The organism is Natronomonas pharaonis DSM 2160, assembly GCF_000026045.1.
GTDB classification, from domain to species: Archaea; Halobacteriota; Halobacteria; order Halobacteriales; family Haloarculaceae; genus Natronomonas; species Natronomonas pharaonis.
Window position 1 is genome coordinate 1,003,720 of record NC_007426.1, and the last position, 26,017, is coordinate 1,029,736.

At 63.5% G+C, this 26,017-nt stretch carries 32 protein-coding genes and 1 tRNA gene; 26 read left to right on the top strand and 7 right to left on the bottom strand.

All coding sequences use genetic code 11. The annotated features are described in order from the left end of the window. Positions 1 to 10 precede the first annotated feature (10 nt). The 3 genes from NP_RS05095 to NP_RS05105 all read right to left on the bottom strand — a co-directional run bounded on the left by NP_RS05095 (position 11) and on the right by NP_RS05105 (position 1,788). Complete coding sequence (locus NP_RS05095; RefSeq protein ID WP_011322751.1) at positions 11 to 643, bottom strand: fibrillarin-like rRNA/tRNA 2'-O-methyltransferase; 633 nt, start codon at positions 641 to 643, stop codon at positions 11 to 13. Then, positions 640 to 1,482 carry an NOP5/NOP56 family protein gene (locus NP_RS05100; protein WP_011322752.1) on the bottom strand — a complete coding sequence of 281 codons (843 nt, stop codon included), beginning with the start codon at positions 1,480 to 1,482 and terminating at the stop codon, positions 640 to 642. The genes NP_RS05095 and NP_RS05100 overlap by 4 nt, the downstream gene beginning before the upstream one ends. A 75-nt stretch (positions 1,483 to 1,557) precedes the next feature. Then, positions 1,558 to 1,788: a hypothetical protein gene (locus NP_RS05105; RefSeq protein ID WP_049939507.1), complete on the bottom strand. Its 231-nt coding sequence runs from the start codon at positions 1,786 to 1,788 to the stop codon at positions 1,558 to 1,560. 100 nt (positions 1,789 to 1,888) lie between these two features. On the opposite strand from NP_RS05105, the gene NP_RS05110 reads away from it, so the two are divergent. From NP_RS05110 to rqcH, 3 genes are all read left to right on the top strand, one after another. After that, a complete protein-coding gene (locus tag NP_RS05110) occupies positions 1,889 to 2,296 on the top strand; it encodes a glutaredoxin family protein (protein ID WP_011322753.1) in 408 nt (135 codons plus the stop codon). A 74-nt stretch (positions 2,297 to 2,370) separates the two neighbouring features. Continuing rightward, the gene (locus tag NP_RS14560) at positions 2,371 to 2,514 is read left to right on the top strand and encodes a hypothetical protein (RefSeq protein ID WP_011322754.1); all 144 of its coding nucleotides are present in this window, start codon (positions 2,371 to 2,373) and stop codon (positions 2,512 to 2,514) included. A gap of 99 nt (positions 2,515 to 2,613) precedes the next feature. Beyond that, entirely contained in the window at positions 2,614 to 4,713 is a 2,100-nt protein-coding gene (rqcH, locus tag NP_RS05115) for a ribosome rescue protein RqcH (RefSeq protein ID WP_011322755.1), read from the top strand. A 38-nt stretch (positions 4,714 to 4,751) separates the two neighbouring features. On the opposite strand, the gene NP_RS05120 is transcribed toward rqcH, so the two are convergent. After that, a complete protein-coding gene (locus NP_RS05120) occupies positions 4,752 to 5,249 on the bottom strand; it encodes a helix-turn-helix domain-containing protein (protein WP_011322756.1) in 498 nt (165 codons plus the stop codon). Between the two features lie 186 nt (positions 5,250 to 5,435). On the opposite strand from NP_RS05120, the gene NP_RS05125 reads away from it, so the two are divergent. The 4 genes from NP_RS05125 to NP_RS05140 all read left to right on the top strand — a co-directional run bounded on the left by NP_RS05125 (position 5,436) and on the right by NP_RS05140 (position 7,373). Beyond that, positions 5,436 to 5,520, top strand: a tRNA-Leu gene (locus NP_RS05125). A gap of 211 nt (positions 5,521 to 5,731) precedes the next feature. After that, positions 5,732 to 6,034 carry a DUF7552 domain-containing protein gene (locus tag NP_RS05130; RefSeq protein ID WP_011322757.1) on the top strand — a complete coding sequence of 101 codons (303 nt, stop codon included), beginning with the start codon at positions 5,732 to 5,734 and terminating at the stop codon, positions 6,032 to 6,034. 1 nt (position 6,035) lies between these two features. Next, positions 6,036 to 6,830: a DUF7260 family protein gene (locus NP_RS05135; RefSeq protein ID WP_011322758.1), complete on the top strand. Its 795-nt coding sequence runs from the start codon at positions 6,036 to 6,038 to the stop codon at positions 6,828 to 6,830. 48 nt (positions 6,831 to 6,878) lie between these two features. After that, a complete protein-coding gene (locus NP_RS05140) occupies positions 6,879 to 7,373 on the top strand; it encodes a cupin domain-containing protein (RefSeq protein WP_011322759.1) in 495 nt (164 codons plus the stop codon). A gap of 13 nt (positions 7,374 to 7,386) precedes the next feature. On the opposite strand, the gene NP_RS14095 is transcribed toward NP_RS05140, so the two are convergent. Together NP_RS14095 and NP_RS05150 are read right to left on the bottom strand one after the other, a co-directional pair. Then, positions 7,387 to 7,989, bottom strand: coding sequence for a hypothetical protein (locus NP_RS14095; RefSeq protein WP_011322760.1), 603 nt, complete (start codon positions 7,987 to 7,989; stop codon positions 7,387 to 7,389). Between the two features lie 59 nt (positions 7,990 to 8,048). Beyond that, entirely contained in the window at positions 8,049 to 8,324 is a 276-nt protein-coding gene (locus tag NP_RS05150) for a hypothetical protein (protein WP_011322761.1), read from the bottom strand. Between the two features lie 432 nt (positions 8,325 to 8,756). Here NP_RS05150 and NP_RS05155 point away from each other — a divergent pair, with 432 nt between their 5' ends. The 11 genes from NP_RS05155 to NP_RS05205 all read left to right on the top strand — a co-directional run bounded on the left by NP_RS05155 (position 8,757) and on the right by NP_RS05205 (position 15,974). Beyond that, positions 8,757 to 9,404: an archaellin/type IV pilin N-terminal domain-containing protein gene (locus tag NP_RS05155; RefSeq protein WP_011322762.1), complete on the top strand. Its 648-nt coding sequence runs from the start codon at positions 8,757 to 8,759 to the stop codon at positions 9,402 to 9,404. Between the two features lie 8 nt (positions 9,405 to 9,412). Then, positions 9,413 to 10,036, top strand: coding sequence for an archaellin/type IV pilin N-terminal domain-containing protein (locus NP_RS05160; RefSeq protein WP_011322763.1), 624 nt, complete (start codon positions 9,413 to 9,415; stop codon positions 10,034 to 10,036). 8 nt (positions 10,037 to 10,044) lie between these two features. Continuing rightward, positions 10,045 to 10,677: an archaellin/type IV pilin N-terminal domain-containing protein gene (locus tag NP_RS05165; RefSeq protein WP_011322764.1), complete on the top strand. Its 633-nt coding sequence runs from the start codon at positions 10,045 to 10,047 to the stop codon at positions 10,675 to 10,677. A 122-nt stretch (positions 10,678 to 10,799) separates the two neighbouring features. Continuing rightward, positions 10,800 to 11,360 carry a flagella cluster protein FlaD gene (locus tag NP_RS05170; protein WP_011322765.1) on the top strand — a complete coding sequence of 187 codons (561 nt, stop codon included), beginning with the start codon at positions 10,800 to 10,802 and terminating at the stop codon, positions 11,358 to 11,360. A 238-nt stretch (positions 11,361 to 11,598) separates the two neighbouring features. Next, complete coding sequence (locus tag NP_RS05175) at positions 11,599 to 12,054, top strand: fla cluster protein FlaF (RefSeq protein ID WP_011322766.1); 456 nt, start codon at positions 11,599 to 11,601, stop codon at positions 12,052 to 12,054. Further along, the gene (locus tag NP_RS05180; protein ID WP_011322767.1) at positions 12,051 to 12,551 is read left to right on the top strand and encodes a flagellin; all 501 of its coding nucleotides are present in this window, start codon (positions 12,051 to 12,053) and stop codon (positions 12,549 to 12,551) included. The genes NP_RS05175 and NP_RS05180 overlap by 4 nt, the downstream gene beginning before the upstream one ends. 103 nt (positions 12,552 to 12,654) lie before the next feature. Beyond that, positions 12,655 to 13,116, top strand: a complete 462-nt coding sequence (locus tag NP_RS05185; protein ID WP_011322768.1) for a flagellin — start codon at positions 12,655 to 12,657, stop codon at positions 13,114 to 13,116. Between the two features lie 9 nt (positions 13,117 to 13,125). After that, positions 13,126 to 13,818: a DUF7500 family protein gene (locus NP_RS05190; protein ID WP_011322769.1), complete on the top strand. Its 693-nt coding sequence runs from the start codon at positions 13,126 to 13,128 to the stop codon at positions 13,816 to 13,818. A 94-nt stretch (positions 13,819 to 13,912) separates the two neighbouring features. Beyond that, positions 13,913 to 14,269, top strand: coding sequence for a chemotaxis protein CheY (cheY, locus tag NP_RS05195; RefSeq protein WP_011322770.1), 357 nt, complete (start codon positions 13,913 to 13,915; stop codon positions 14,267 to 14,269). A 1-nt stretch (position 14,270) separates the two neighbouring features. Next, positions 14,271 to 15,467 carry a chemotaxis protein CheC gene (locus NP_RS05200; RefSeq protein ID WP_011322771.1) on the top strand — a complete coding sequence of 399 codons (1,197 nt, stop codon included), beginning with the start codon at positions 14,271 to 14,273 and terminating at the stop codon, positions 15,465 to 15,467. A 3-nt stretch (positions 15,468 to 15,470) separates the two neighbouring features. Further along, a complete protein-coding gene (locus NP_RS05205) occupies positions 15,471 to 15,974 on the top strand; it encodes a chemotaxis protein CheD (protein ID WP_011322772.1) in 504 nt (167 codons plus the stop codon). On the opposite strand, the gene NP_RS05210 is transcribed toward NP_RS05205, so the two are convergent. Next, the gene (locus NP_RS05210) at positions 15,975 to 17,474 is read right to left on the bottom strand and encodes a stage II sporulation protein M (RefSeq protein ID WP_011322773.1); all 1,500 of its coding nucleotides are present in this window, start codon (positions 17,472 to 17,474) and stop codon (positions 15,975 to 15,977) included. It abuts the gene before it with no gap. A gap of 218 nt (positions 17,475 to 17,692) precedes the next feature. Between NP_RS05210 and NP_RS05215 the strand changes: the two genes are divergently transcribed. The 8 genes from NP_RS05215 to NP_RS05245 all read left to right on the top strand — a co-directional run bounded on the left by NP_RS05215 (position 17,693) and on the right by NP_RS05245 (position 25,833). Further along, complete coding sequence (locus NP_RS05215; protein WP_158303755.1) at positions 17,693 to 20,245, top strand: type IV pilin; 2,553 nt, start codon at positions 17,693 to 17,695, stop codon at positions 20,243 to 20,245. 40 nt (positions 20,246 to 20,285) lie between these two features. Next, positions 20,286 to 21,317, top strand: coding sequence for a saccharopine dehydrogenase family protein (locus tag NP_RS05220; RefSeq protein WP_011322775.1), 1,032 nt, complete (start codon positions 20,286 to 20,288; stop codon positions 21,315 to 21,317). Positions 21,318 to 21,388: 71 nt separating this feature from the next. After that, the gene (locus NP_RS05225; RefSeq protein ID WP_011322776.1) at positions 21,389 to 22,033 is read left to right on the top strand and encodes a winged helix-turn-helix transcriptional regulator; all 645 of its coding nucleotides are present in this window, start codon (positions 21,389 to 21,391) and stop codon (positions 22,031 to 22,033) included. Between the two features lie 39 nt (positions 22,034 to 22,072). Beyond that, positions 22,073 to 22,429 carry a cupin domain-containing protein gene (locus NP_RS05230; protein WP_011322777.1) on the top strand — a complete coding sequence of 119 codons (357 nt, stop codon included), beginning with the start codon at positions 22,073 to 22,075 and terminating at the stop codon, positions 22,427 to 22,429. 100 nt (positions 22,430 to 22,529) lie between these two features. After that, positions 22,530 to 24,080 (top strand): ABC1 kinase family protein, encoded by a 1,551-nt coding sequence (locus NP_RS05235; protein WP_011322778.1) that lies wholly within the window; start codon positions 22,530 to 22,532, stop codon positions 24,078 to 24,080. A 39-nt stretch (positions 24,081 to 24,119) separates the two neighbouring features. Continuing rightward, positions 24,120 to 24,911 carry a creatininase family protein gene (locus NP_RS05240; protein ID WP_011322779.1) on the top strand — a complete coding sequence of 264 codons (792 nt, stop codon included), beginning with the start codon at positions 24,120 to 24,122 and terminating at the stop codon, positions 24,909 to 24,911. 31 nt (positions 24,912 to 24,942) lie between these two features. Further along, positions 24,943 to 25,101, top strand: coding sequence for a DUF7550 family protein (locus NP_RS14740; RefSeq protein ID WP_011322780.1), 159 nt, complete (start codon positions 24,943 to 24,945; stop codon positions 25,099 to 25,101). Further along, positions 25,102 to 25,833, top strand: a complete 732-nt coding sequence (locus tag NP_RS05245) for a hypothetical protein (protein ID WP_011322781.1) — start codon at positions 25,102 to 25,104, stop codon at positions 25,831 to 25,833. Positions 25,834 to 26,017: the final 184 nt, after the last annotated feature.

A 26,017-nucleotide genomic window follows, 5' to 3' on the forward strand; every position in this document is an offset into this window, starting at 1 on the left:
CAGTGTTGGCTCAGTCGCCGCTTGGTTCGGCGACGACCGCGAGGTGGTCTTCGTGGAACCGTTCGAGCGACCGCGTCTCGACGATGTCGTATCCCGTTGTGAGTTCCTCGAGCACGTCGTCGAACACCGCGTCCGGGTCGGCGGTCACGTCCTCGCTTCGGGCTTTGATAGCCAGCAGGAGGCGGCCGTCGTCGCGAAGGAACCGCCGGTTCGCGAGGGCGACCTTCGCCTGGCCGCGGGTGGCGACATCCTGTATCAGCACGTCGACCGGCTCGACGACGTGGGTGTAGGTATCGGGCTTGCGGGCGTCTTTCAGCAGCGGGATGAGGTTGGGCCGTGGCTCGGCCGCCGTCAGCAGGTCCCGGGCCGGCCGCGCCGCGAACTCGACGGCGTAGGTCGGCCCCGCGAAGTCGGCGACGTGGCTGACGGTCGTCCCTGCAGCAGCGCCGAGATATAGGACGGTTTCGCCGCCCACGAGCCCGGTGTCGATGTCGGTTTCGAGCATTGCGCCGAGCTTCGAGCGCCGCGGGTCCCACTGTCGCCAGCCGTCGGCCGTCGGCTCGCCGTAGACCGGTGGTCCCTCGGTCGCCAGCCGCTCGCCGTCACCGAAGTCACGCCGCTGGACGCCCTTGGGCAGGCTCATTCGGCATCACGCGCCTGAATGCGCTCGATACGGTCCCGGAGGTCGGCCTCCAACTCGGGGTTTCGCTCCCCGGAGTAGTGGTCGATGCGCGCTGCGATGGTGAGCTTCCCCGCCAGCGCCCGTGCGGCCGACCCGCGGTGGGCGGGTGCGGTTCCCTGAATGGCTTCGTGGGTGTAGATGACGCCGTGTTTCGGCGACGGGGCACGGCCGCGGAGGTGGGCAAAGAGCGCCTCCTCGGCGCCGAGTACCTGTACCGTTCCGGCCGGCTTGCGGGCGAGCTGTTTCAGACCGCCGGCGAGCGCGATGAGGCGGGCGGCAAGCACCGGTCCCGCCAGCCGCGCGAGGTTCGGGGCGATTTCGGGGGTGACACGCTCGACGTGGCTCCGGAGGTCGTCGGCTTCCGCCGCGAGGTCGCGGATGCGCTCGGCGAGCGAGCGAAGCTGTGGGTCGTCGAGGTCGTCGGCGTCGGCCAACGAGGCGGCGTATTCGACGCCGGTTCCATCGGCGTCATACCGGTCGCCGGCCCACTCGGTGACCCGCTCGGCCAGCTCGTTTGCGACGCGTTCGGTGTCGTCCATCGCCCGAACGGCATGGATGAGCTGCTGGTCGTCGGCCGTCTCGGCCTCATGGACGGCCGCCCGAGTCGCCGCGACGGCGGCCTCGTGAAGCTGCTCGTAGTAGTCGTCCTCGTCGGCAGCAACGCCCGACTCGACGGCCAGCGACGGCCACTCGCCGACGGTGGCGGCGGAGCCATCGCGTATCGCCGCCGCGGCCGCCTCGACGTCGCCCGGCGGGACGTCGGCGAACCAGCCGTCCTCGACGGCGCGTTCGTCTGTCATACGCCGTGCTACTGGGCGGGCACGTATATCTGTTCTCGATTCGCCGGTCCGGAACCCAGCGTCTGCGCTCCGCAATCAGGCGTCGCCCGGCCGCAGCGCCAGCCGGAGCGCGTGGCCGGCGAAGCCGACGAGCGGCGGCACGAAAACCAGCGCGTGGACCCACGCGTCGTAGGTGATGTCGGCGGGCTTTGTCACGAGAAACAGCGCGTACAGAACCGTCATGACGAGCAACCAGATGACCGTAATCGCGAGAAACGGGGCTGTCCCCACAACCGCATCGCGTACCGCAGTCTTCGTATCAGCCATGAGTTATTTGCCGCCCGCCACTCCTAAAAGCGTTCGGCGTTCCGTCGGCGGTGCTGCCGTCTGCACAACTGTTTTGCCCGTCGATGCCGAACACGTTCCCATGACGTTCGACCCCAACGCCGACGCCGCAGACCCCGAGAACGTACAGGAACGTGTCGACACGCTCATCGAGGACAACGAGGTTGTCCTCTTCATGAAGGGCAACGAACTGATGCCCCAGTGTGGCTACTCGAAGAAGGCCCTCCAGCTGCTGACGAAGTATCGCGACGACGTCGTTACCGAGGACGTTCTCGATGCGCTCGATGCGTACCGAGCTGCGCTGGAGTCTCACAGCGGCTGGGAGACGATTCCGCAGACGTTCGTCGACGGCGAATTCATCGGCGGCAGCGACATTCTCGAAGAACTCGACAACCGCGGCGAACTCCACGACGAACTCGGCGTCGACGCTGACGATGTTGATGCCGACGACGCTGGTACTGACGACGCTGGTGCCGAAGCCCCCTTCTGAGCCGTTCTGCGTTTCCGTAGCCGAGCCAGATAGCCGACAGCGTTTTGTCGATGGTGGCTGTGGGTCGGGGTGAGATGACATCCCGAGACGAGGCTGTTGACGTCGAGGTCGCCTTCGAGGAGGGGACGCTGCTGCAGGTCGATATGCTCCGCCAGCAGCCGGGCTATGAGACCCGCTCCGATGTCGTTGCCGCCGCCATCGAAGCCGCAAGCGACTGATACTGCTGGAGTTCCCGTTCGATCCGCGTCCGAACCACAGGCGACGCCCCGGCGCGAGCGACCCGTCAGGCATTTCTCCGGCCCGGACGACGGACGTGTATGGACCGAAAGCGGGCGATGACGAGCGTCGACTTGGCGGCGCTGGTCGGCGAGTTACGCGATTACACGGGTGCCGTCGTCGACAAGGCCTACCTCTACGGCGACGACTTCGTCCGGCTGAAGATGCGCGATTACGACCGCGGCCGCATTGAGCTGCTCATCGAGGTCGGCGACCCCAAGCGCGCCCACGTGGCGGTGCCGGAACACGTTCCCGACGCGCCGGGGCGACCGCCGAACTTCGCGATGATGCTGCGGAACCGCATCGCCGGCGCGAACTTCGAGGGCGTCGAACAGTACGGCTTCGACCGGATTCTCACCTTCCGGTTCGAACGCGAAGACCAAACGACACTCATCGTCGCCGAGCTGTTCGGCGACGGCAATATCGCCGTTCTCAACGAGGACCACGAGGTCATCGATTGTCTCGATACGGTGCGGCTGAGCGCTCGGACGGTTGCGCCCGGCGCACAGTACGGCTACCCTGACGAGCGGTTTAGCCCGCTGGACTGTTCGTATGCGGCCTTCGCCGCGAAGATGGACGAGTCCGACAGCGACCTCGTGCGGACGCTTGCGACCCAGCTCAACTTCGGCGGTCTTTACGCCGAGGAGCTGTGTCGGCGCGCCGGCGTCGAGAAGACGACCGACATCGACGAGGCGACCGATGATGACTACGAGGCGCTGTTCGGCGCGCTCGAACGGCTTCGGGAGCCGATCCTCGAGGGTCGGACCGACCCACGGCTGTACGAGGACGACGGACAGGTCGTCGATGCGACGCCGCTGCCGCTCGAAGAGCACACGGCCGAGGGCTACGATGCGACCGCCTTCGAACATTTCAACGGCGCTATCGACGCCTACTTCCACCGACTCCAGGCCGAAGCCGAGACGGAAACTGACACCGGCGACGACAAGCCGGATTTCGAGTCGGAAATCGCCAAGTTCGAACGCATTATCGAACAACAGCAGGGGGCCATCGAGGAGTACGAAAAACAGGCCGAGGTCGAACAGCAGAAGGCAGAGCTGCTGTACGGCAACTACGACCTCGTCGACGAAATCTGCTCGACGGTGCAGTCAGCCCGCGAGGAGGGGGTCCCGTGGGACGAAATCGAGACGACCTTCGAGGAGGGTGCCGAGCGGGGCATCGACGCCGCCGCGGCTGTCGTCGGCGTCGATGCCGCCGAAGGGACCGTCACCATCGACCTCGACGACAAGGAAATCGACCTCGACCCCACGATGGGCGTCGAGAAGAACGCCGACCGGCTCTATCAGGAGGCAAAGCGCGTCCGCGGCAAAAAGGAGGGCGCACAGGCGGCCATCGAAGACACCCGCGAGGACCTCGAAGACGTCAAAGAACGCCGCAGACAGTGGGAGGCCGACGACGACGAGGACGATGATGCCGACGAGGAGTCGCCGGACCGCGATTACCTCTCGATGGCGTCGGTGCCGGTCCGGTACGACGAGAAGTGGTACGAACAGTTCCGGTGGTTCCGGACCAGCGACGACTTCCTCGTTATCGGCGGCCGCGACGCCGACCAAAACGAGGCGCTCGTCAAGAAGTACATGGACCCCTCGGACCGCTTTTTCCACGCGCAGGCCCACGGCGGTCCCGTGACCATTCTCAAGGCCACCGCCCCCGACGAGCCGGCACGCGAGGTCGATATCCCCGACACCAGCAAGCGGGAGGCCGCTCAGTTCGCAGTGTCGTATTCGTCGGTCTGGAAGGACGGCAAGTTCGAGGGTGATGTCTACGAGGTCGACCCCGACCAGGTCTCGAAGACGCCGGAAAGCGGCGAATACATCGAGAAAGGCGGCTTCGTGATTCGTGGCGACCGCAACTACTACCGGGACATGCAGGTCGGCGTCGCCGTCGGCATCAAATGCGAGCCCGACACTCGCGTCATCGGTGGGCCGCCATCGGCCATCGAGCCCGTCGCCGAAACGTCGGTGCGGCTCCAGCCCGGCCAGTTCGCCCAAAACGACATCGCAAAGCGGCTCTACCGGACCTTCCGGGAGCGATTCAACGACACGAGCTTCGTTCGAAAAATAGCCAGCGCTGACCGAATACAGGAGTTTTGCCCGCCGGGCGGCAGCGAGCGCGTTGAATAGCAGGTCGGCGGCTCAGCCGCCGGCTGTCGGTCGGGATTTCAGGTGTCGGCGAGTTCGATATCCAGCCGCTCTTCGAGTGCGCTGATGAGCGAGCCGCCGACGTTGGCGCGGGCGGCCCGGCCCTGCTCGACAGCGACGACATCGTCCTCGTCAGCGCCGACCTCGCGTGCGAGTTCGTCTATCTGTAGCCCTTCGGCCTGTCGGGCCTGCTCGACCAAGGTTCCGTAGTCGCTGACGAGATACGGCAGGGGGTCTTCTTCGTATTCGGTGTCTTCCTGCCAGTCGGTGTCGACCTTGCGGGCGTCGTCCAGCCGGGCGACGTTCTGTGCCGCTTTCTTGCGGCGCTTGCGTTCCTGTGTTCGGTCCTCGGTGTCGGTCTGGCCGGCGTCGCCGTCGCCGTGCTTTAGGCACTGGTCGCAGACGTTGAGCTCGGCTCCGGCAACGGTCGCCGTCTCAAGCGACCGGTCTTCGGCCCCACAGAGTTCGCAGGCACCGCTTTCGTCGCCGCCGACGCCGCCGGTCGAATACTTCGCCATACCAGCCACGTCTTCGGGAACACACTTCAACTTCGCGCTCTGTCGGCTCTCCGGTTGCGCGACCGGCAGCGACCGCCTGTCGCCCCGCCCGCTGTCGAAACCGTGCGAGGGGTTGCCGGCCCGGGCCGAAAGGAAAGCCCTTTTATTGTGCCCATTGCTACAGGAGAGTGCAGACAGATACGACGTGCGTGGGTAGCCAAGCTAGGCCAACGGCGCAGCGTTGAGGGCGCTGTCCTGTAGAGGTCCGCCGGTTCAAATCCGGTCCCACGCACTGCTGGCGGCCCACAGCCGCCCACACAGTGCGGGTGCTCGAAGACAGCACCCACGCAAACTTCTCACCGACGCTTCACCGAACAACAGCGGTGCTACCGCTTGCTGGTACTGGCGTCGAGAATGTTGATACGTGACAGATAGCGTGTTCCTATCCGCATGGTTTAGGCTTACCTAAAATATTTACCCTCGGCCGCTTTAGGCCAACCTAAATGAACGAACGAATGCTCCGCGCCCTCCGGCGGCACATTGAATCACTGGCCGACCCCGACGGGACCTACGTTGTTTGCTCGCGAACGGGCGAGCGGCCGGTTCCGGCCGATGGACTCCGGTTTCGGGACTGTCTGACCGCCCGCGAGGCTGCCCGACTCGCAGCACAGTATCGCACTCGCCTGCGGCGGTACGACCGTCGGCTGCCACGGTACGACCTCACCGTGCGGCAGTCCCCCGGTGACAGCCCGCTGGCGACGACCGACAGCGATGCCGACCGACCTGCAGTGACGACGAAGGCCTAACATGGCACTCACAAACCACCTCGACCGGGCCACCGGCCGCGTTGCCGACGAGCAGGACGTGATTGCCGACGAGCGGCGCGCCTACGAGCGGTTTCGAACGACTGTCGAGACGACGGCGACTGACGCCCACTCCACGACATCGGCGGCGTCCACCGGCGCTGGAGCCGCAGCCGTCGGTCTCCAACGCCGTAGCCGACCGGACCGCGGCTGTAGCGAAATCAGAGCGGCCTTTGCCGAGACGGTTCGACCCTACAGCACGGACGACATCGACCGCGAGGAGTCGGTCATCGAGACGCTCGGTGCGGAACTCGGTGACTCTATCGCCGCCGCGCTGTCCCCGGAGACGACACACGAGTTCACGCCGCAGCTCAAGACCGCGATTCTCGCCGCCGTTGATGACCGCCACGCTGAGCTTGCGGTAATGGAACGGGCGCTGACGCGGGAGGCCGAGTCGCTCCAGACTGCGGTCGAGGCCTACGACGACATCACCGACCGTTTGCTGGAGCGCAACGAGACATCGCTTTTCGAGTTCGGCTTTCCCGGACTGCGACAGCGCCACGAGGCGCTGGCCGCAGACCGCGAGACCTGCGAGCGGCTGCTCGAGCGCCGCCAAGAACTGTTGGCGAGTACGACCAGCCGCGGCGGTGATGCCGGCATCAACCACCGGACGCTTGTCCGATATCTCTATCAGTCACAGCCGGCCACCTATCCGGCGCTTTCGACGCTCGTTCAACTCGATTCGACGCTGGCAGACTGCCAGCGGACGCTCCGGGACCACCTCACCCGGCGGGTCTGAGCCAGCCGTCCCAAAGAGCCATTTGGTCCCCGGCCGTCGGCTCTATCTATGGGTGAATTTGACACACCGACGACGGGCGAAGCGACCGAAGCGGCGGCGTTCGAGTTCCTCGATACGCTCTCGTATGTCCGCATCGACGGCGACGCGACCGACGGCCAGCGGGCCGTCGTCGAGATGCGGCTCCGCGAGGGCCATGCGCCGCCGATGCACATCCACCGGGAGGCCACCGAGACGATTCACGTCCTTGATGGCGAAATCGACGTTCACACGCCGGATTCGGTCACATCGCTCGATACGGGTGCGTCAGCAGTGTTGCCCAACGGCGAGCCACACAGCCTCCACGCCGTCACACAGGCGACGATTCTCGCTTCGACATCGCCGGCCGGCTTCGAGCAGTTTATCGAGGCCGTCGGCAAGCCGGCCGCGACGGAGACTGTCCCGACGACGCCGCCGTCCGAGGACGCCATCGGACGGGTGTCAGAGCTCGCACCGGCACACGATATCGAAATCGTCGGCCCGCCGCCGGTCGAGCCACCGGAGTAAGCAGGCATCGCCGTCAGTCCCGCTGTGCGTGTCCCGCTGTGCCGGCACCGCCGGCACCGCCCAGCAGGGCATCGACGACCCGCCGAAGCAGTCGCCCGACAACGAAGGCGGCGACGGCTATCGGGAGGCCGAACCAGACAGCGACGCCGAGGCCGTCGCCAACCGCCTGCGGCAACGAGACGACCTGTGTCTGTCCCAACACCGCATACTGGGTTCCGTAGGTGGTCACACCGGCACCGAACAGCGGCCCACCGACAAGCGCCAGCGTCGGCAGGAGGCCCGCACCAAGCGCGGCGGCGACGGCGCCCACCGCCAGCAGGCCGCCGGCCGCGATAAACAGCGGCGGATGCGGCGATTCGCCGGTCCACGTTTCGACGACACGCTCGGCTAGTACTGCGGTCCCAACCGTCGTCTGGATGAATGCGGCGCTGGCGACGGCCAAAAGAAGGCCCGAAAGCACCGCGACAAGCGACATCGGCCGACGGCCGAACAGGGCGGTTTTGAATGGGCCACAGAGCCACGCGCGAGCGGCGTCGACAACGCGGCGGCCAGCGGTCGAGAGCAGCACACACAGCCGAAACAGTCCCGATTCGGCTCGGTCTGGTATGGAGGGCATCACGCGTGGATGTACTCACTCCCACAGTAATAACGTTGGCTGACAGGCTACAGAAAGAATTACCAGTAGAGAGCGTCGTCGATATTCTCTTCGTCGGTTTCGATGCCCGAGGCGATTTGGCCCGTATTGAATTGCTGGATAGCCGTCTCGCTCAGGCTCCGGTCTGTCTTTCGGAACGAATCGACGACCTCCGAGCGGGAATCGATTGCCGACCCGACCAGCTTGCTGAGAATCGCTTGCTGTGTGACCTTCGACCCTGTTTTACGCCGGATATCAGCCTGCAGCTCTTCGAGCTTCGATTTTGTCTCGTCGTCTATCTTCACCGCTGTCGCCATATACTGTGAGTGCATCCCACACGTCGTTAATATTTCCACTGGCGATTTCACCGGCGGTCACTCTATTGCTGAACGTCCGGCTGCCACATCGTACGACCAGCGCGCGGGTTCACGTAACGACTGCTCCGGGCTCCGCGGGGTCGAGGCGCTCGATACTGGACACGCACGTGTGCGCTCGCTGTGAAGAACAACGTCCTCTTTCCGGCCGCCGAGGACCTGTTGGCCGCCGAGCCGGTCCGAGATTGACAGTCTACCAAGCGCGTCTGCCGTCTTATAGCTTTTCCCTCTATTACTCCCCAATTCGAGTGCGGATACGAGCACGAAATTGCGTGTCGCTTTTAGGAGTATGTAGGGAGTACCACCGGGTAACGTCCGAGGCGAACCCCTGCGGCCGCACGGCCCAGGGGTCCCGGCGGGCGTGCATACCAAAGCATGTTCGAAACACTAACAGAAACGAAGGAACGCGGTCAGGTTGGAATCGGTACCCTGATCGTTTTCATCGCGCTGGTCCTTGTGGCGGCCATCGCGGCAGGGGTGCTTATCAACACCGCCGGGTTCCTCCAAACGCAAGCACAGGCAACCGGAGAAGAAAGTACAGAACAGGTCTCAACCAACCTCGTCTACCTCAGCACCACCGGTGAAGTTGTGGAAGATGGTACTGGCAGCCTCGTTGGAATCGACCAGTTCGAAACGACGGTACAGTTGGGTCCGGGTTCGAGTGCGATTGACCTGAACGACACGACAATCTCGGTCTTCACTGACGACGGTGAATCCGAGGAGTTCGATGGGGTTGATGAGGGTGACTCCCTCACTGATGATGGAATTGAATTCGATGACACCGACCGTGACTCATCGGTACTCAGCACTGACGCAACTGATGACGATGCAACCGCGACCATCGTGTTCGGCCTGGATGATGCAAGCGATGGAATCAACCCTGAGGACGACCGGTTTGACGAAGGCACGACGGTTGATATTGTGATAACGACGGCTGAGGGGACGCAGGCTGAAAACAGCTTCATCATTGAAGATCCGCTTGACCCGCAGCTTGATGACGAGGACGAGATCCGGCTTGATTAGATAAGACAATGTTTGAACAATTCACAGAGAGTGAGGAGCGCGGTCAGGTTGGCATTGGTACCCTGATTGTGTTCATCGCGCTGGTCCTCGTGGCGGCCATCGCGGCAGGGGTGCTTATCAACACCGCCGGGTTCCTCCAAACGCAAGCACAGGCAACCGGAGAAGAAAGCACAGAACAGGTCTCAACCAACCTCGTCTTCCTCAGCACCACCGGCACTGTCTCCGACGCTGAAGATGGAATTGACTCGTTCAATACGACGGTGCAGTTGGGTCCAGGTTCGAGTGCGATTGACCTGAACGACACGACAATCTCGGTGTTCACCGACGATGGCCAATCGCAAGAGTTCAGTGGGGTTGATGAAGACACTGACAACAACGACGGCGGAATCGAATTCGAAGATGACAGCCGTGATTCGTCGGTGTTGAGTACGGACTCCACTGATGACGACGCAACCGCAACCATCGAGTTCGATATAGGCGATGCTAATGAACTGAGTGAGCCTTTCGAAGAGGGGACGACGGTTGATATTGTGATTACGACGTCGGAGGGCACACAGGCAGAAAACAGCTTCATCATCGAAGACCCGCTTGACCCACAGCTTGAGGGCGGCGACGAAATCCGGCTTGATTAGATAAGACAATGTTTGAGCAATTCACAGAGAGTGAGGAGCGCGGTCAGGTTGGTATTGGTACCCTGATTGTGTTCATCGCGCTGGTCCTCGTGGCGGCCATCGCGGCAGGGGTGCTTATCAACACCGCCGGGTTCCTCCAAACGCAAGCACAGGCAACCGGAGAAGAAAGCACAGAACAGGTCTCAACCAACCTCGTCTACCTCAGCACCACCGGCACTGTCTCCAATAGTGAAGATGGAATTAACCAGTTTGAGACGACGGTACAGTTGGGTCCGGGTTCGAGTGCGATTGACCTGAACGACACGACAATCTCGGTCTTCACTGACGACGGTGAATCCGAGGAGTTTGACAGCCTTGCGGAAGACGGAATCGAACTTGAGGACCGGTCTGATGACGAGGCAGTTCTCAGTACCGCCTCCAGTGATGACGATGCAACCGCGACCATCGTGTTCGACCTGACTGATGGCGACGGGATCGACCCTGAAGACGGCCAATTTGACGAAGGGACAACGGTTGATATTGTGATTACGACGGCAGAGGGAACACAGGCAGAAAACAGCTTCATCATCGAAGACCCCCTCGACCCACAGCTTGATGGCAACACCGACCCCGACCAGGCCGACGAAATCCGCCTCGGCTAACGCGGATACCACCTAATTCCTTCCTTTTATTACCCAACCCACCAGCCGCAGCACTCACCGCCGAACTCGGCGCGTGAAACACCGACCCTCCTTATACGTCCACATCCACTTTGCTCGTGTATATGCACCGACGGACGTTCGTTTCGGGGGTCGCGGCCGGCGCGGTCGCCGGGCTGGCTGGCTGTCTCGGCGGCGACGACGATGCGCCGACGACTGACGAGGGACACATCGAGGCGCTGCGGGCGGAGATTACCGACCGCGGCGTCGAGGTCGATTCGGTCGAACTCGAAGACCGTATCGTGAGCGTCGAGCACGGCTTTGATGAGGACCCCAACGACGCGATTGCCAACGTGGCGATGGCGTTCGTCGAGCGGATTATCGATGAGTGGGATGTCGAGCGGCTAGAAGGCCACCTCCACGACGAGGGCAACGACTGGTCGTGGCACGCCGAAACGGAGTGGGCACAGGAGTACGCCGACGAGGAAATCGGCCCCGAGGAGTACGGCCAGCGCATCAGCGAGACGATGGCGATGGTTATCGACGAGGACGGAGCAAGCGAAACCGACACCGATGAAGACGACGACGCGGGCGACGACGGCGGCGAGAACGCCGACGACGGGTCGGACGGCGGCGACGCCGACGGAGACGCCGATAGCGACGACGAACCGACCGACGACGAGTAGCCGCCCGCCGCGCACGCACGAATCACATCTTGTTTCGGGCGGTGAAACGGAGGACTGGCTTTAGTGTCAGACGCGGGTATCCGTAGACGAGCACCGACTCGGCGGCCGCGGTATGGGGCATCGGTTCCGCGGCCGCCGAGCAGCCCCACTATGAACACTGCGAACGGCATTCAGCGGCACCGCGGGCCCAGCGACGCGGGCAGCCGTTGGTCCGGCCCGAAGACGGGGGTGAGCGTCGATGGGCTTTAGCGTCAGCGGCTCGGCGGTCATCGTCTTCATCGGGCTGGTTGTCGCTGCTGGCATCGCCGTCCCGCCGCTGATGGGGAGTGTTGGCAACCTCGCCAGCGCACAGGGTACCCAAATCGACCAGGGGACAGAGCGGCTCAACACCGACGTTGAAATCGCGGCGGCGACCTACGACGACGATGCTGAGGAACTCGACATCGAGCTTGAGAACACCGGTACGACGTCGCTTTCGGTGGCCGACACCGACCTGCTCGTCGACGGGGCGATGCAGACCGACGCCGATAACCTAGCAACGACAGTCGAAGGCGACGCTGACGCCGAACTGTGGCTGCCCGCGGAGACGCTGACGATGACGGTGGGTGCGACCACGGAACCCGACCGAGTGAAGGTCGTCACGGAGAACGGTATCGAACGAGCGACCAACGATATCACCGACGGTGAGACATGAGTGGGATTTCCGCCTCGACGCTGATTATTTTCATCGCCAGCATCCTCGTGGCGGCGGGCGTGGCCGGAACGCTCGTGACGACTGTCGGTGACATCTCCACCTCCGCCGAATCGCAGGGTGATGCCATCAGTGAGTCAATAAACACCGATATAGAGATACTCAACGACGGCCGTGGGTCCAGCTTTTATCAGGAGGATGTCGAGAACAACGACGGGGAGACTGTGGATGCACTGATTACGCTGTATGCCAGAAACGCCGGCTCGACCTCCTTACATCAGGACCCGGATAGGATTAACGTCCTTGTCAATGGGCAACTCATCACATCGGAGAATCTCAATCTGGAGTCGCCCAACGGCGGCGACGACGAGGTCTGGGCCGAAGACGAAGTCCTCGAGTTCGAGATAACGCTCGATGAGGAGCTGGATGGCAGCGGCAACCGAGTGTCGATCTCGGTCGATGGCTCCGAGCGAGCCATCGAGTTCCCCGCGGAGGCGTAATATACCATGATACGACAACCAACACAGGCGCTCGAATCGATGCGGTGCTGTTGCCGCTGTGGCGGTCGCAGTGCTGCCGGGGCCGTGGCGGGGGTGAGAAGCGATGGGTAGTGTCTCGGCGTCGCACCTGATAATCTTCATCGCCAGTCTCGTCGTCGCCGCTGGTGTCGCCGGTACGCTCGTTACCGAGGTCGACCGGGTGAGCCAGTCGATAACCGAACAAAGCGACGGGATGAGCGAGAGCATCGAGACGGATATCCAGATTATCAGCGACACCGGCGCAGACGGAATCTACGACGATGGCAGCGACGAGGTCACGCTATTGGTCAAGAACGTCGGCGCAGTGGAGTTACCGGCCGAACCGGAGCGTATCGACCTGCTGATCGAGGGACAATTTATCAACCCGGATGCCGTAGAAGCGGAGGTAGTCGGTGACGACGAGGTATGGACACCGGGGGCTGTGGTTCGCATCGAGGCCGACACGGACGATGTCGACATCGACGGCGAAACGCGGGTCTCGGTCAGCGTCAACGAAAACGAGGCCACCATCCAGTTCAGAGCCTAACCCAGAACGATGCCTGACGACATCCCACCGGAGTTCCCCGACGATGACGGCGACGACAGTGACGACGACTACGTCGACCCGGACGTACCAAACGAGAAGGGCGGCGGTGATGGCGGGAAGGTGTTGTCGCCGGACGAGCTCGACCTCTCGGACAGCGAGTACGTCGAGGAACTCGACGACCAGGGTCGGTACGTCGTCTCGCCGGGCAGCGGACCGCCGAACGTTCCCGACCGCGGCTCCGAAGACGACCGCCAGGGACGGCGCGAGCGGCGGGACCGCGGCGGCCCCCAGCACCGCGAGGAGCGGCCCCAACAGGACCGCGGCGGCCGGCAACGGGAGCCAGCCCCCAACAGCACACCAGTTAGCCCCGAGGCCGCGCGGTCGCTCTTGGCCGACGAGTTGGAGCGCACCGACTCCCGGTACGGGCTGGATATCGTCGCCCGCTTTGACGGTACGACTGTCCGACACCGGACGGCCTCAGACGACGTTATCGCGACGTTCGAAAACCTCGTCCAGTGGTACGCCCAGCACGTTACCGATGACACGCCCGCCGACGAGGTCATCGACATTCTGCTTCGGGAATCGGCGCTGGCCTCGACGGAGACGCCCAACCTGGCGAAGCTGCTCCGGAAGCACGACCTCGATACGTCCGATTCGATTGCGGAGCTTGTCGACGCCATCCGGGACGAAGCCCAGCAGTGACGTCCATGTCACGCCACTGCTTCGGCTCCCGTCGTTTCGAGCGATGAGGATGAAGGTAGTTTCACATAGTTGGTCCTAGTAGAGGTGCCTAGAGATGGACGTCTTGATCGCAGACGACTCCGAGTTTATGCGCAGCCTCCTCCGTGAGATTCTCGAAGAGGAGTACAACATCGTCGGCGAGGCCGAAAACGGCGTCGAGGCCATCGAGCTCTACCAGGAGCATAGCCCCGACCTCGTGATGATGGACATCGTCATGCCGATTCGTGATGGTATCGAGGCGACAGACGAGATCACCGACAGCGACCCCTCGGCGAAGGTCATCATGTGTACCAGCGTCGGGCAGGAACAGAAGATGAAAAGCGCGATTCAGGCCGGCGCGGAAGGATATATCACCAAACCGTTCCAGAAACCGAGCGTGCTTGACGAAATCGAGAACGTCGTGGGCGGCTGACATGCAGATCGACATCGACTCGCTGGAGACGTACAACACGCTCGCCCGCGACGGTGCACAGTCGGCCGCCCAATCGCTGTCGCAGTTGACCGGCATCGACACCCACGTCGAGGTGACAAACGTCTCGTTGATGGACCCGTCGGACCTCGAATACGAGTACATCGGCGGTGAGTTCTCCGGTGTCGAAATTGGACTCGAAGGTGCACTCTCCGGTGAGACGGTACTAACCTTCGACGAGGCCGCACAGGAGACCATTACGAACGTTCTCGCGCCCGGTGCCGACGAGGCGATGCGCCGCAGTTCGATAAAAGAAGTCGGCAACATCATGACAAGCGGCTTCATCGACGGCTGGGCTGACCACCTCGACGCACAGATAGACATTTCGACGCCGACGTATCTGGAAGGGACTGGCTCCGACGTACTGCCCGCGTCGGCCGCCGACAGCGACGAGCAGGTGTTCGTCTTCCGAAGCCGTGTCGAAGCCGTCTCCGAGGCCGTCGATTTCCATATCTTGCTGGTTCCCGAGCGGGACACGCTCGTTGACGCGCTCGACCCCGACGAGGACGATAGCATCCCCTTCGAGAAGTTCGAAGTGTTCAACGAGATGACGATGCACGGCGCCGAAAAGGCTGCCGAGAACATCACCACGATGACCGGCCTCACGACGGATGTCGAAGTAAACCGAATGACGTTCGTCCCCATCGACGACGTGCCGGCCGAGGTCGGCGACAGGCGCTACGTCGGAACGGTCATGGAGTACGAGGGCACGCCGAGTGGCTACCTCGTCATCCTCTTCGACCAGTCATCGGCGTCTTCGGTCGTTGACGCGCTCGTGCCGGTTGAAACCGACGGCGATTGGGGTGAGATGGAACAAAGCGCGATGAAGGAACTCGGCAATATCATGACGAGCGGCTTTATCGACGGGTGGGCAAACGTTCTACAGACGTCCATCGACCACTCGCCGCCGACGTTTGTCGCCGACATGGGGTCGTCGATAATGAGTCCCATCGTCGGACGCATGGCCCGCACCCAAGAGCACGCTTTCATGCTCGATTCGGTCATCAACACCGACGGCGACGGTGTCTTCCGGTGTGAGATGTTCGCCCTTCCTGATGAGGCAGAGTTGACCGATGTGCTTGACGACTTACTCGTTGAGCGGGCCGACGAAACCGAGGTCGAACCTGACGAGGTGTTCTGACCGGTGGCTGCACTTCCGGCCGAATCCGACACAAGCGAACGAATCAAAGTCTCGATAGCCGACTACGCGGTCGCGGAAGCGGGCACTATCTCGACAAGCGGCCTCGGGTCGTGTCTCGGCCTCGCCATCTACGACCCGGAGGCCGGCGTCAGCGCGCTCGTCCATCCGATGTTGCCACGGCGGGACGGCAACGACGACCGGCCGCCGGAACGATTTGTCGACTCCGGCATCGATGTCGTCGTTGATGCGCTGCTTGAGCACGGTGCATCGAAGGCGTCGCTGCGGGCAAAGATAGCCGGCGGTGCAGCCGTTGTCGATTTCGGTTCCGACGACGGCGACTCGATTGGCGACCGCAACATCGAGGTCGCACGCGAAGAGCTCTCCGACCGCGGCATCGAGTTGGTCGGCGAGGAGGTCGGCGGCGACTGCGGCCGGACGGTCAAAGTCGACGCCGCGACCGGCGATGTCAACGTCTCCCGGACGGACGGCGAAGAGACGACGCTGTAGTCACACGAGCCCGGCGACGCTCGGGCTGATAAAGCCCTCAATGAAGCCGGCTACAGCCAGTACGACGCCGATACCGACAAGCACCCAGAAGCTTCTCTCGATGCGGTCGGCCAGTTCGGCATCCGAACACCGTCCACGGAGCCGCCGCCAGCCGGCGACGCCGAGCCACAGCCCAGCCGCGCCCGCCGCGATGATGGCCGGAATCTCAAGGACACCGTGTGGAGCGACAAACGCAGCGAGCGCTTCGGGGTCGGCCTCAAGCCGGCCGTACACGCCGAAGACGACGCCGTTAAACACCAGCGACGCCGCTGCGGGCACCGCCAGTGTAAGCCCCGAAAGGGCCGTCCCCACCGCGACGGTCCAGTTGTTGGCAGCGAAAAAGACCGCCGCCGTCGGCGCGAAGTGGTCCTCCAGCCGCGCCTCGATAGAGGCTGTTACGAGGCCCTCATAGGGGGCCGCGAGCATCCACCCGAGTCCAAACCCGCCGAGGATGAGCCCCGTCGCAACGGCGTGGGTCCCCGGCGTTGCCCGAACGAACGCCCCGAGCTCGGCAAGGCCGCGCCGGAGCCCGGAACTGAGCTGTGCCGCCGCCGACCGCTCGGGTACGGCCGGCGGCGCGATGGCATCGACCGTCCCCGCATACAGCGCCGTCTTCAGCACAGCCAGCGCGGGCGAGACGACCACAAAGCCCGCGACAGCGGCAGCCCGGGCACCGGCCTCGCCACCGCCGCTCAACACGCCGACGACGCCGAGTAGGCCGAGAGCCAGCAGATAGTAGCCGACGGCGTCACCAGCGTTGCGCCGGATGTAGCCACCAGCGCGCCGGAGCCCATCCCCGGCACCGACGCCGTCTTCGACGACGGCCACCGGAGCGAAGGCGAAAAGCGCCCGGATGCAGACGACGGCGGCGAGCCACGCGAGCGTGACCACCAACGCAACGGCGACAAAGAGAATGCCTGGGAGCAGCAGCGCCGCCATCGCGCCGGCCACGCCCGCGACGGCCGTCGCGAGCACCCACAGGAAGACCTCGAAGACGACGAGCACGACCATCGCTCCCGTGTGCCTGCGTGCGCCCGCGAGCGCGGCCGTCGTTCCCCGTCGGTCACGAAGCGTCGCCACGGACGCCGAAAGCTGTGCCGCGAGTGCGACACCGTACAGCGCGACGAACAACACGACGGCGACAAGCGCTGTCACTGCCAGCAGCCCGACTACTGCAGGGGGCAAGAGCACCTCGAAGACCGGGACCAGCTCTTCGAGCCACGCTTCAAACGCCGGGTCCTCCGGCGATGGTGGGTCGAGTTCGCGGTCTGCGAGCGCTGACTGGAACCGTTCGAGCCGCCCCGTTGTCGCCAAGTACAGATAGGACAGCGCGAAGCCGCCGAGCCCGACGACCTGTACGACAGCGGAGATAGCTGGGGTCAAAAAGAACGCCGGGAGGAGGTCGCTTGCTCGGCCGCGAAACACCGCGATGACGGCACGGAGCGCAGGGGCAATGGCCATGGCAGGGGCCACGGGCGCGCCGATATTAAAACCGGGAGACAAGTGGAAACTGTTGTTTAGTTTTCTTTTGTTTTATTGGCTGTAGCGGCTCTCTACGTCGACTTTCTGATTTGCAAACGTTGCCCTATTTTCGACTATATCTACCACAGATTTATTTACTATGAAAGACAATCCACGATAGAGACCGATTCGCAATGGTGGGGGCTATACGCAAAGCGTTGGCAGATATCCGTGGACAGTCGAACGTCGTCGGGTCGATACTACTGGTCGCGATTGTACTGGTGGTCGTGGTCGGCTTCGGCGCGGCGACGTTTCCGAACTACGCGACAGACAACAGCGACCCGAACGTTGATATCGAAGTGGCCGATGTCACCGCAAATGAGGTCGAAATCGCACACACCCAGGGTGATTCGCTGAACGCCGATGAGGTCGAGGTTAGAGTAGATAGTGGGTCGTCGTATGTGTCCGACAGCGAACGCTACGACGACACTGATAGCTTTGACCAAGGCGATTCCGTGTTTAGAACGCACTTCGTTGATGAAGGCGACACGGTTGAAGTGATGGTCATCGATGAGGTGACGAATACAGTGCTGTTGGATACAGAGGAGCTGGTTCCGGAAGCGGAGCCGTCGGCACTCAGCGTGAGCATCGACTCCGTCTCCGAAGAGGTCTACATTGATGAAGACGCGGTCGAAGACGACAACGAACTGGTCGGTATTGACCACATCGGAGACGAAGCAGAGCTTGAATACACGGTGAAAAACGAGGGCGGGCAGCCGGTGACCATAGAAAGTGAGGACCTCCGGCTGGAAGTCGGCACCGGTGGCTACGAGGCATACACCAACATCAACGACCCCACCACGCTCGAAGGCTACACTGAATCCGGCGACGCACACGTCGAATCTGACATCATAGACGATTGGGACCTCACCGGCGCACAGCAGCAAGGGGTTGCCAACACCGACGAGACAAACGTCGCATTGTTCGCCAACGGCGTCTCTGACGACGCCGAAATCACCGTCTACGGTGGCCCCCACTTCGACCCAGAAATCCAGAATACCACCGAGACGATAAACGCCACTGAGACGTTCGAATTCGAGGCAAACGTCACGAACGACGGCGACCTGCCCGACACCCAGACGATTAACGCAACGCTGTACGACCTCGACAACCAAACGGTGGTCGACAGTGTGCTCAATGAAAAGACCCTCTCGTTGGACCCTGAAGAGCACGATACAGCCGACTTCGAAAACGATGATGGCCTCGAAATCCCTGAATACGGCCACGACACGCGCCTCCAGGTCAACGTCACGACACACAACGCCGAGGTGGAAGACGGCTACGAAACGGAGACAATCGATGTCAACGCTCCGCCGAGCTTCACTGTCGACCTCAATGACGCCCCCGAAGCTATCGAAGTCGATGAGGTGGCGACGATGAATGCCACCATCGAAAACATCGGCGACAACCCCGGCGAGCAGACAGTTTCACTCGATGTCCCTGACGCAGACCCCGAAACCGCCGAGGAGGAAACGATAGAGCTTGCCGCTGGCGAAGAGACCGATGTCAGTCTCGATGTCGTATTCACCTCCGAGGATGTCGGCACCGTCGACATCGCCGTCCAAAGCGAAGACAGCAGCGAGCAGGCACGTAGCGTCACCGTCTACGAGCCGATGGAGGTCGAGCTCGAAGAGCCCGCTCCGGTCTTCGCCGAAGAGGAAGCGACCATCACAGCGACCGTAACAAACCCGAACGAACACGCTGCACAGTCAGAGGAACTGACACTGTGGCTCGGTGACGACGACGAAGAAAACGACCCCGCCGAGGTCTGGAGCGGAACGGTTGAGGTTGATGCCGGCGGGGAGACGACAGTAAGCGAAGAACACATCCCCGGCAAAGAGGAGGTCCGTGACGTGCCGGTTGACGCCGAACTTGAACGTGGCGGCGAAGACAGCACGGAAATCCACGTTGAGAACCTCTATGTTGGATTCGACGGTATCTCCGACACGGAGACCAGCGGCCTCCTCTCCGGTGATGGTGCTCGCGTCGAAGCTCCCGTTGTCTACGACTCCACTATCAGTGTTACAGTAGAAGAAGTTCGAATCGACAATGTCGAACACGCCGACCCGCTCCGGGTCAGCCAGCATAGCTTCGACGGCGGCGCGACCCTCAAGTTCGGCGACCAAGAGGTGATGGAACGCGATTGGTTCGACGAAGGAATCTACGTCGGTGAAACTGTGGAGATAACGAATTTCGACCTCCCTGCCGTAGAGAATGAACTCGCCGATAGTATCGTCTTCAACCGGTTCGCCGACGAGCCCGGGGGAATCACGGGTATCGTCGACGTCTGGGTGGCCCACGACATGCGCGGTGCGAATTACGACTTTACCCTCATCGGCGAATCAGAAGACCTGACTGACGTCGATGGGGACCCCCGCGACATTGAACGGTCGATTACCGTTAACGTTCCCGCCGGGGACGAAGTGCCCACGGAAGACGAACTCGAAGAGCATGCTGAAGACCTCGAAGCGGCTTACGAGACCGTCAGCGAAGACGCCGACGAGTTAGACGACGACCAGCAGGAAGCCGTCGATGAAGTCGGTGACTACGTCGAGGGGGTCGACAGCGATATTGACGCGACTGAGAACGAAAACGACCGCATCGGTGTCCAAAACGACATCAATGCCAACTACGCCGTGCTCGAAGAGGCCTATGACGACATCGACTGCGACTGGCACCAAGTCTTGGGCTGGACCTGCGGCGACCTCTGACCCCGTCGCTATTTTATAACTCCCCGCCAAACCGCTCTGTATGTCCCTGCTCATCTACGGTGCCTACGGCTACACCGGCGAACTCATTGCTGAAGAAGCAGTCGACCGTGACCTCGATGTCGTCGTCGCTGGCCGCGACAAACGGAAGGTCCGTGACCTCGCCGCCCGGCTGAACTGCAAGGGCCGCCGCTTCGACCTCGATGCCGCTGCCGACAACCTCGACGATATCGAAGCAGTTCTCAACTGCGCCGGACCGTTCGTTGAAACCTATGAACCGCTCGTCGAGGCGTGTCTGGAGACCGGCACCCACTATCTGGATATCACCGGCGAGCTTTCGGTCTTCGAAGCCATCGCGGAGCGGGACCGAGAGGCCGAGAAGGCCGGCGTCTGCCTGTTGCCGGGCGTGGGCTTTGACGTGGTGCCAACCGACTGTCTGGCCGGTCACCTCCACGATATGCATCCGTCGGCCGACGAACTGCGGTTGGGCTTTGACCCCTCGGGGACCATCTCGAAGGGGACGCTCGCGTCGGTCATCGAACATCTCGACGAGGGAGGCAAGGTTCGCCGAGACGGTCGCCTCGTCGACGTGCCGCCGGCACACAAGCGCCGATATATTGATTTCGGCCGCGGCGAGCGGTCGGCGGCGACGATTCCGTGGGGTGATGTCTCGACGGCCTACTACACGACCGGCATCGAAAACATCGAGGTCTACACGGCGATGCCGAGCGAGGCCGCTATCGCGCTGAAATACGGCAGCGGTATCGTCAGTCCAGTGCTGGGTGCCGAGCCGGTCAAAGGCGCGCTACAGACGCTCGCAAAGACGGTCGTCTCCGGCCCCTCCGAAAAACAGCGACGCGAGGGCGTCTGTTACGTCTGGGGTGAGGCGACCGACGGCGAGCGAACGGTCACCGCACGACTGAAGACCCCAGAGACGTACGCGCTGACGGTCGACGCCGCCACAACGGCGGCAGCGCGTATCCTCGACGACGCGCCAGCCGGCTTCGAGACGCCGGCAGCAGCATTCACACCGGAGTTCGTTCTTGCCCTCGATGGCGTCGAGGGCTTCTTCTGAGCTGTTTTCGCTCCGAACCCTTTCGACGCCTGCGACAAAAGGCATACATGGCCCCGTAGCTGACTGCGGATATGGACCGCCAGCACGTCGCCGTTCTCGTGGCTGTCTGCATGGCGCTTGCGCTCGTGCCGGCGGGCGTCGCCGCCGCCGAGGAGCCGGCTGAAGCCGTCGCTGCCGCGACCGGCCCGACCGTTGACGCAACGGTTACCGACCGTTACCGGGCGGGCGCGTCGGCGGGGCTGTCGCGGGTCGATACAGACGGCGTCCTCGAACAGCCGACTCGGGCGACGATATACGAAGCCATCGACGAGTCGCCGGGTATCGACCTCGCCGGACTGGCGGCGGCGGCTGACGTGACGAAGTCGACGGCACGGTATCACGTCGACGTGCTACGCGATGCCGGCCTCGTTGCGGGTGTCGAAGTCGCCGGTGCGTTACGCTTTGCGCCCGCGGAGCTCGACGCGGAGGTCGCCGGCGTGCTTGAGACGGACGCGCCGGGCACCGTGCTGACGGCGGTCGCCGACCACGAGCCGGCCTCGGTACGAACGCTGGCGGAGGCGACCGACCGCGCACCATCGACAGTCTCACACCACCTCTCGGAACTCGAAGCTCGCGGGCTCGTCGAGCGCGAACGCCGCGGTGAGGCCGTCCTCACATCGCTTGCCCCGCCGGCACGGGACGCCCTCGGGGCACCACCGGCAACAGCCGACGACTGACGAAGGGTTTCTTTTGTCCGCCGGGACAACCGCCGCTGTATGGATTTCAGTGTCGCAACCACCGACGACATCGACAGCGTCGTTCCGGACGAATACGGCGGCATGTGGTTCTTCCGTGAGCCGTTGGACTGTGCGGCGCTCGGCATCTCGCTGCTGGAGTTGGAGCCGGAGGGCCGCGGAAAGCCCCACGACCATGCCGACGACGGCCAAGAGGAGGTGTATCTCGTCGTCGATGGCGAGTTGACCATCGCACTCGGCGGCGGCGACGACGAGCCACCGGCCGAAGAACGGACACTGACCACCGGCGAGGCGATGCGTGTCGGCCCGGGGACGTGGCGGGCGCTCTCGAACCGCGGCGACGAGCCGGTCCGGGTCGTCGTTGCCGGCGCGCCCTGACCGGCCGCTGTGCCGTCGGCCCGACCTGCAGGTATTTTGTCCCGGGGGCTGAACGCCCGGATATGGTAGGGAAACGCCCCGTGTTCCGCTGCCGACAGCCATGAGAGGATTCCATACGCGGCTGCTTGAGGTCACGGTCAAGCTCCTCCCGTTTGCGTTTGCCTTCCTCCGTGACCGCCGACGGTGGCTACTCGTCGGCGGCTCGCGGCGGGTTTCTGATGAGGTCCACAGCGCGCGCGCCGAACGGCTCGTTGCAACGCTGCTGTCGCTTGGCCCCGCGTTCATCAAGGCCGGGCAGGTGCTTTCGACGCGGCCGGACCTCGTGCCACCGGTGTATGCGGAGGCGCTTTCGTCGCTACAGGACGAGATTCCCGAATCGGAGGGCCAAGACCCGAAAGCGGTCGTCGAAGCCGAACTTGGCGATGCCGTCGACACGGAGACGCTGTCGCCCGTCGCCGGCGGGTCGCTCGCGTACGTCTATACGGCCGATGTCGATGGCAGACGGCAGGCCCTGAAAGTCAGGCGGCCGGGGCTGAAACCGAAAATCGAACGCGACCTCGAAGTCATTCGGCGGCTGATTCCGGTTGTCGGCCTCATCGCCGACGAAAACCAGCGGTACTCGATTGCGAACATCGCCGACGACTTCGAGCGCATCATCCTGGAGGAACTCGACTTCGAGCGCGAAGGGCGGATGATGCGCCGCATTGGCGAGAACTTTGCCGACGATGACCGGGTGTACATCCCCGATGTCGACGAGGAGCGAACCACCGAACAGGTGCTCGTGATGGAGTATGTCGAGGGGAGCAAGATAACCGACGAGGCGGCGCTGGCCGACCGCGGTATCGATGCCCAGGAGATGGCTGACCGCATCGCCGATATTTACTTGACGATGGGGTTGGAACACGGCGTCTTCCACGCCGACCCGCATCCGGGCAACCTCGCAGTTACTGATGACGGGACACTGCTCATCTACGATTACGGGATGAGCGAACAGCTCACCCCGGAGACACAGCGGCTGATAACCGACCTCTACCGGTCGCTCGCCCGCCGCGATGTCGACGGTATCATCGACGCGCTGGTCGGCCTTGACGTGCTCGCGCCGACCGCCGACCGCGCCGACGTCAGGCGGGTCGTCGAACTCGCGATGAAGAACCTCGAAGGCCGCTCCGATATCGACTGGCGAGACATTACATCAGAGCTTTTCGGGATGCTCCATGACTTCCCGTTCCGCATCCCCCCGAACGTGATGCTTCTGGTCCGGGTTGGAACCGTCGCGGAGGGCGTCTGCAGACAGCTCGACCCCGAGTTCGACTTCGTGGCGTTCGTCCGCGAGTTCCTGCTCGAACGCGGGCTCTTCGAAGACGAGCTTCGGTCGTCGGTAGCGGCGGCGTCGGCCGACCTCCAGCAGTCCCTCCCGGCCCTGGCCGGGCTGCCGGCCAGAACCGACCGCCTCTTCGACCGGCTCGAACGCGGACAGTTGACCGTCAAGACTGAACGCGCCGGCCCGACCGAGTCGGCGCTGGGGTATGCGGTGCTGGCGGGAGCGCTCGCGGTCGCCGCGGCCGTCCTCGTCTTCCACGAACAGCCCTACGAACTCCTCGCCGCCGTCGCCGCGCTCGGCTGTCTGGTGCAGTTTCTCCGCCGTGCCTGAAGCCGTACCTTCTTTTCGTCGCCGCTCTCACCTCCGGACATGTATCTCGGAGACGTATCGTGGCCCGAGGCCGGCACCCACCTCGATGCCACCGACGTTGCGCTCGTGCCCGTCGGCTCGACGGAACAGCACGGCCCCCACCTCCCGCTTTCGACCGACCACGTCATCGCGGAGGGGCTGGCCCGCGAGGCTGCCGACCGTGCGGGTGTCGTCTGTACCCCGACAATCACCGTCGGCGTCAGCCCGCATCACCGGCAGTTCCACGGGACGATGTCCGTCGAGGCCCCCGTCTTCCGCGACTACGTCGAGTCGCTGTCCCGCAGCCTCGTCTACCAGGGCATCGACCGCATCGTCTACGTCAACGCCCACGGCGGCAACGTCGAACACCTCCGGGAGGTCGGCCGCCGGCTCCACGAGGACGGGGCCGCCTACGCCGTCGAGTGGATGTGGGACGAGTCTATCCCCGACCTCGTCGACGACCTTTTCGAACAGAACGGCCCCCACGCCGGCCCCAAGGAGACGTCGATGGTTTGGTATCTCGCTGACAACGTCCGCGAGGACGAACTCGCCGACGCCCGTGACGGCGGCTGCCCTGCCCTCGAAGATATTCGGACGACCTACAACGGCGCGCGGCTCTTCTACGACGCCATCGAAAACAGCGACAACGGAGCCTTCGGCGACCCGACTGACGCCACAGCGGCGAAAGGCGAGCGGCTCTTCGAGGCCGCAAGCGAGCAGCTTGCCGACCTTGCGGAGTGGCTCGCCGCCCAACCGTGGGAGACGCTTGCCCCGCGCGAGCACGTTCGGTCCCGCGACGAGTCGAAGCGGTAACCAAAAGTAACGGTGCGACGAAGCCAACGGCATGAGCGACGATACCGATGCCGACGCCGACGACGCGGAGCCGCCGGAGCGTTCGACTGCTCCGCAAAGCGAGTACACAACGGGACAGGTGGCCTTCGGCTTCGTCGTCGCCCTCGTCGGCGTCGCCATCACGTTCGGGATGCCGCTGGCGTTCCTGTAGATGGCCGGCGAAGGGCTCGACATCGACATTGATATCACCGACATAGCGGCAGTCGCCGACGCCCGCGAGCAACTGCTCGCCGCCGTTGCCGACCACGCCGGCGAGATTGCCGCCGACATCGCCCGGCTCGACGGCGGCGACTACGGGAGCCGTTCGTTTTCGACCGACCGAGGGCAGTGGACGCTCAAGCACGAACGCGGGACGCTCCAGTATCTCCGGTATGAGCCACAGGGCGGCGGCGAAACCTACGTCGTCTCGACACAGCGCCCTGCCGCCCCCGAGCCGCTCTCGGATGCGCTTGCCGACTACGACGCGTTCGTGACCGCCTACAACGACTACGTCGACCGCGTTGCGGGATTGCTTGACGATGTCGACGACGAGTTCCCGGCCGTCCGGTCGACAGCCGATGTCGCCGCCGAGCGCGACCGAATCGTCGACGGCATCGAACGCGCCTGCCATCGGATGGCGGAAGGGCTCTACCGCTATGAGGGTACGGAGTACGGCACGTTCTCGGCCCGTGTCGACAGCACGCGCTGGGAGCTGAAACGTGAGACAGAACGCGTCTCGTATCTCCGCGTCGGCGGGTCGAACGGCATCTACCTGCTGTCACAGTACGGGCAGCCATCGGCGGCCGATGTCCGGTCGCACGCTCCCGAATTCGGCGGTTTTGTGGCCGCCTACAACGACCATGTTGCCGAACTTGCAGCCGACCTCGAAACAATCGAGTTGTAACTTCAGCATCTTTCGAGGCGGAGCCCCCGGCCGCAAGTCGTGCGGGACCTTCGGTCCCGCTGACCATCCGAACGGGCCTGCGGCCCGTGAGGAGAGAGCGAGGGCTTCCGACCGGTCGGAAGCACGACGCGAGTAGGCCGGGGAGGGAGCCGACATGATGGGGAACGGACAATATGGCTTCTGC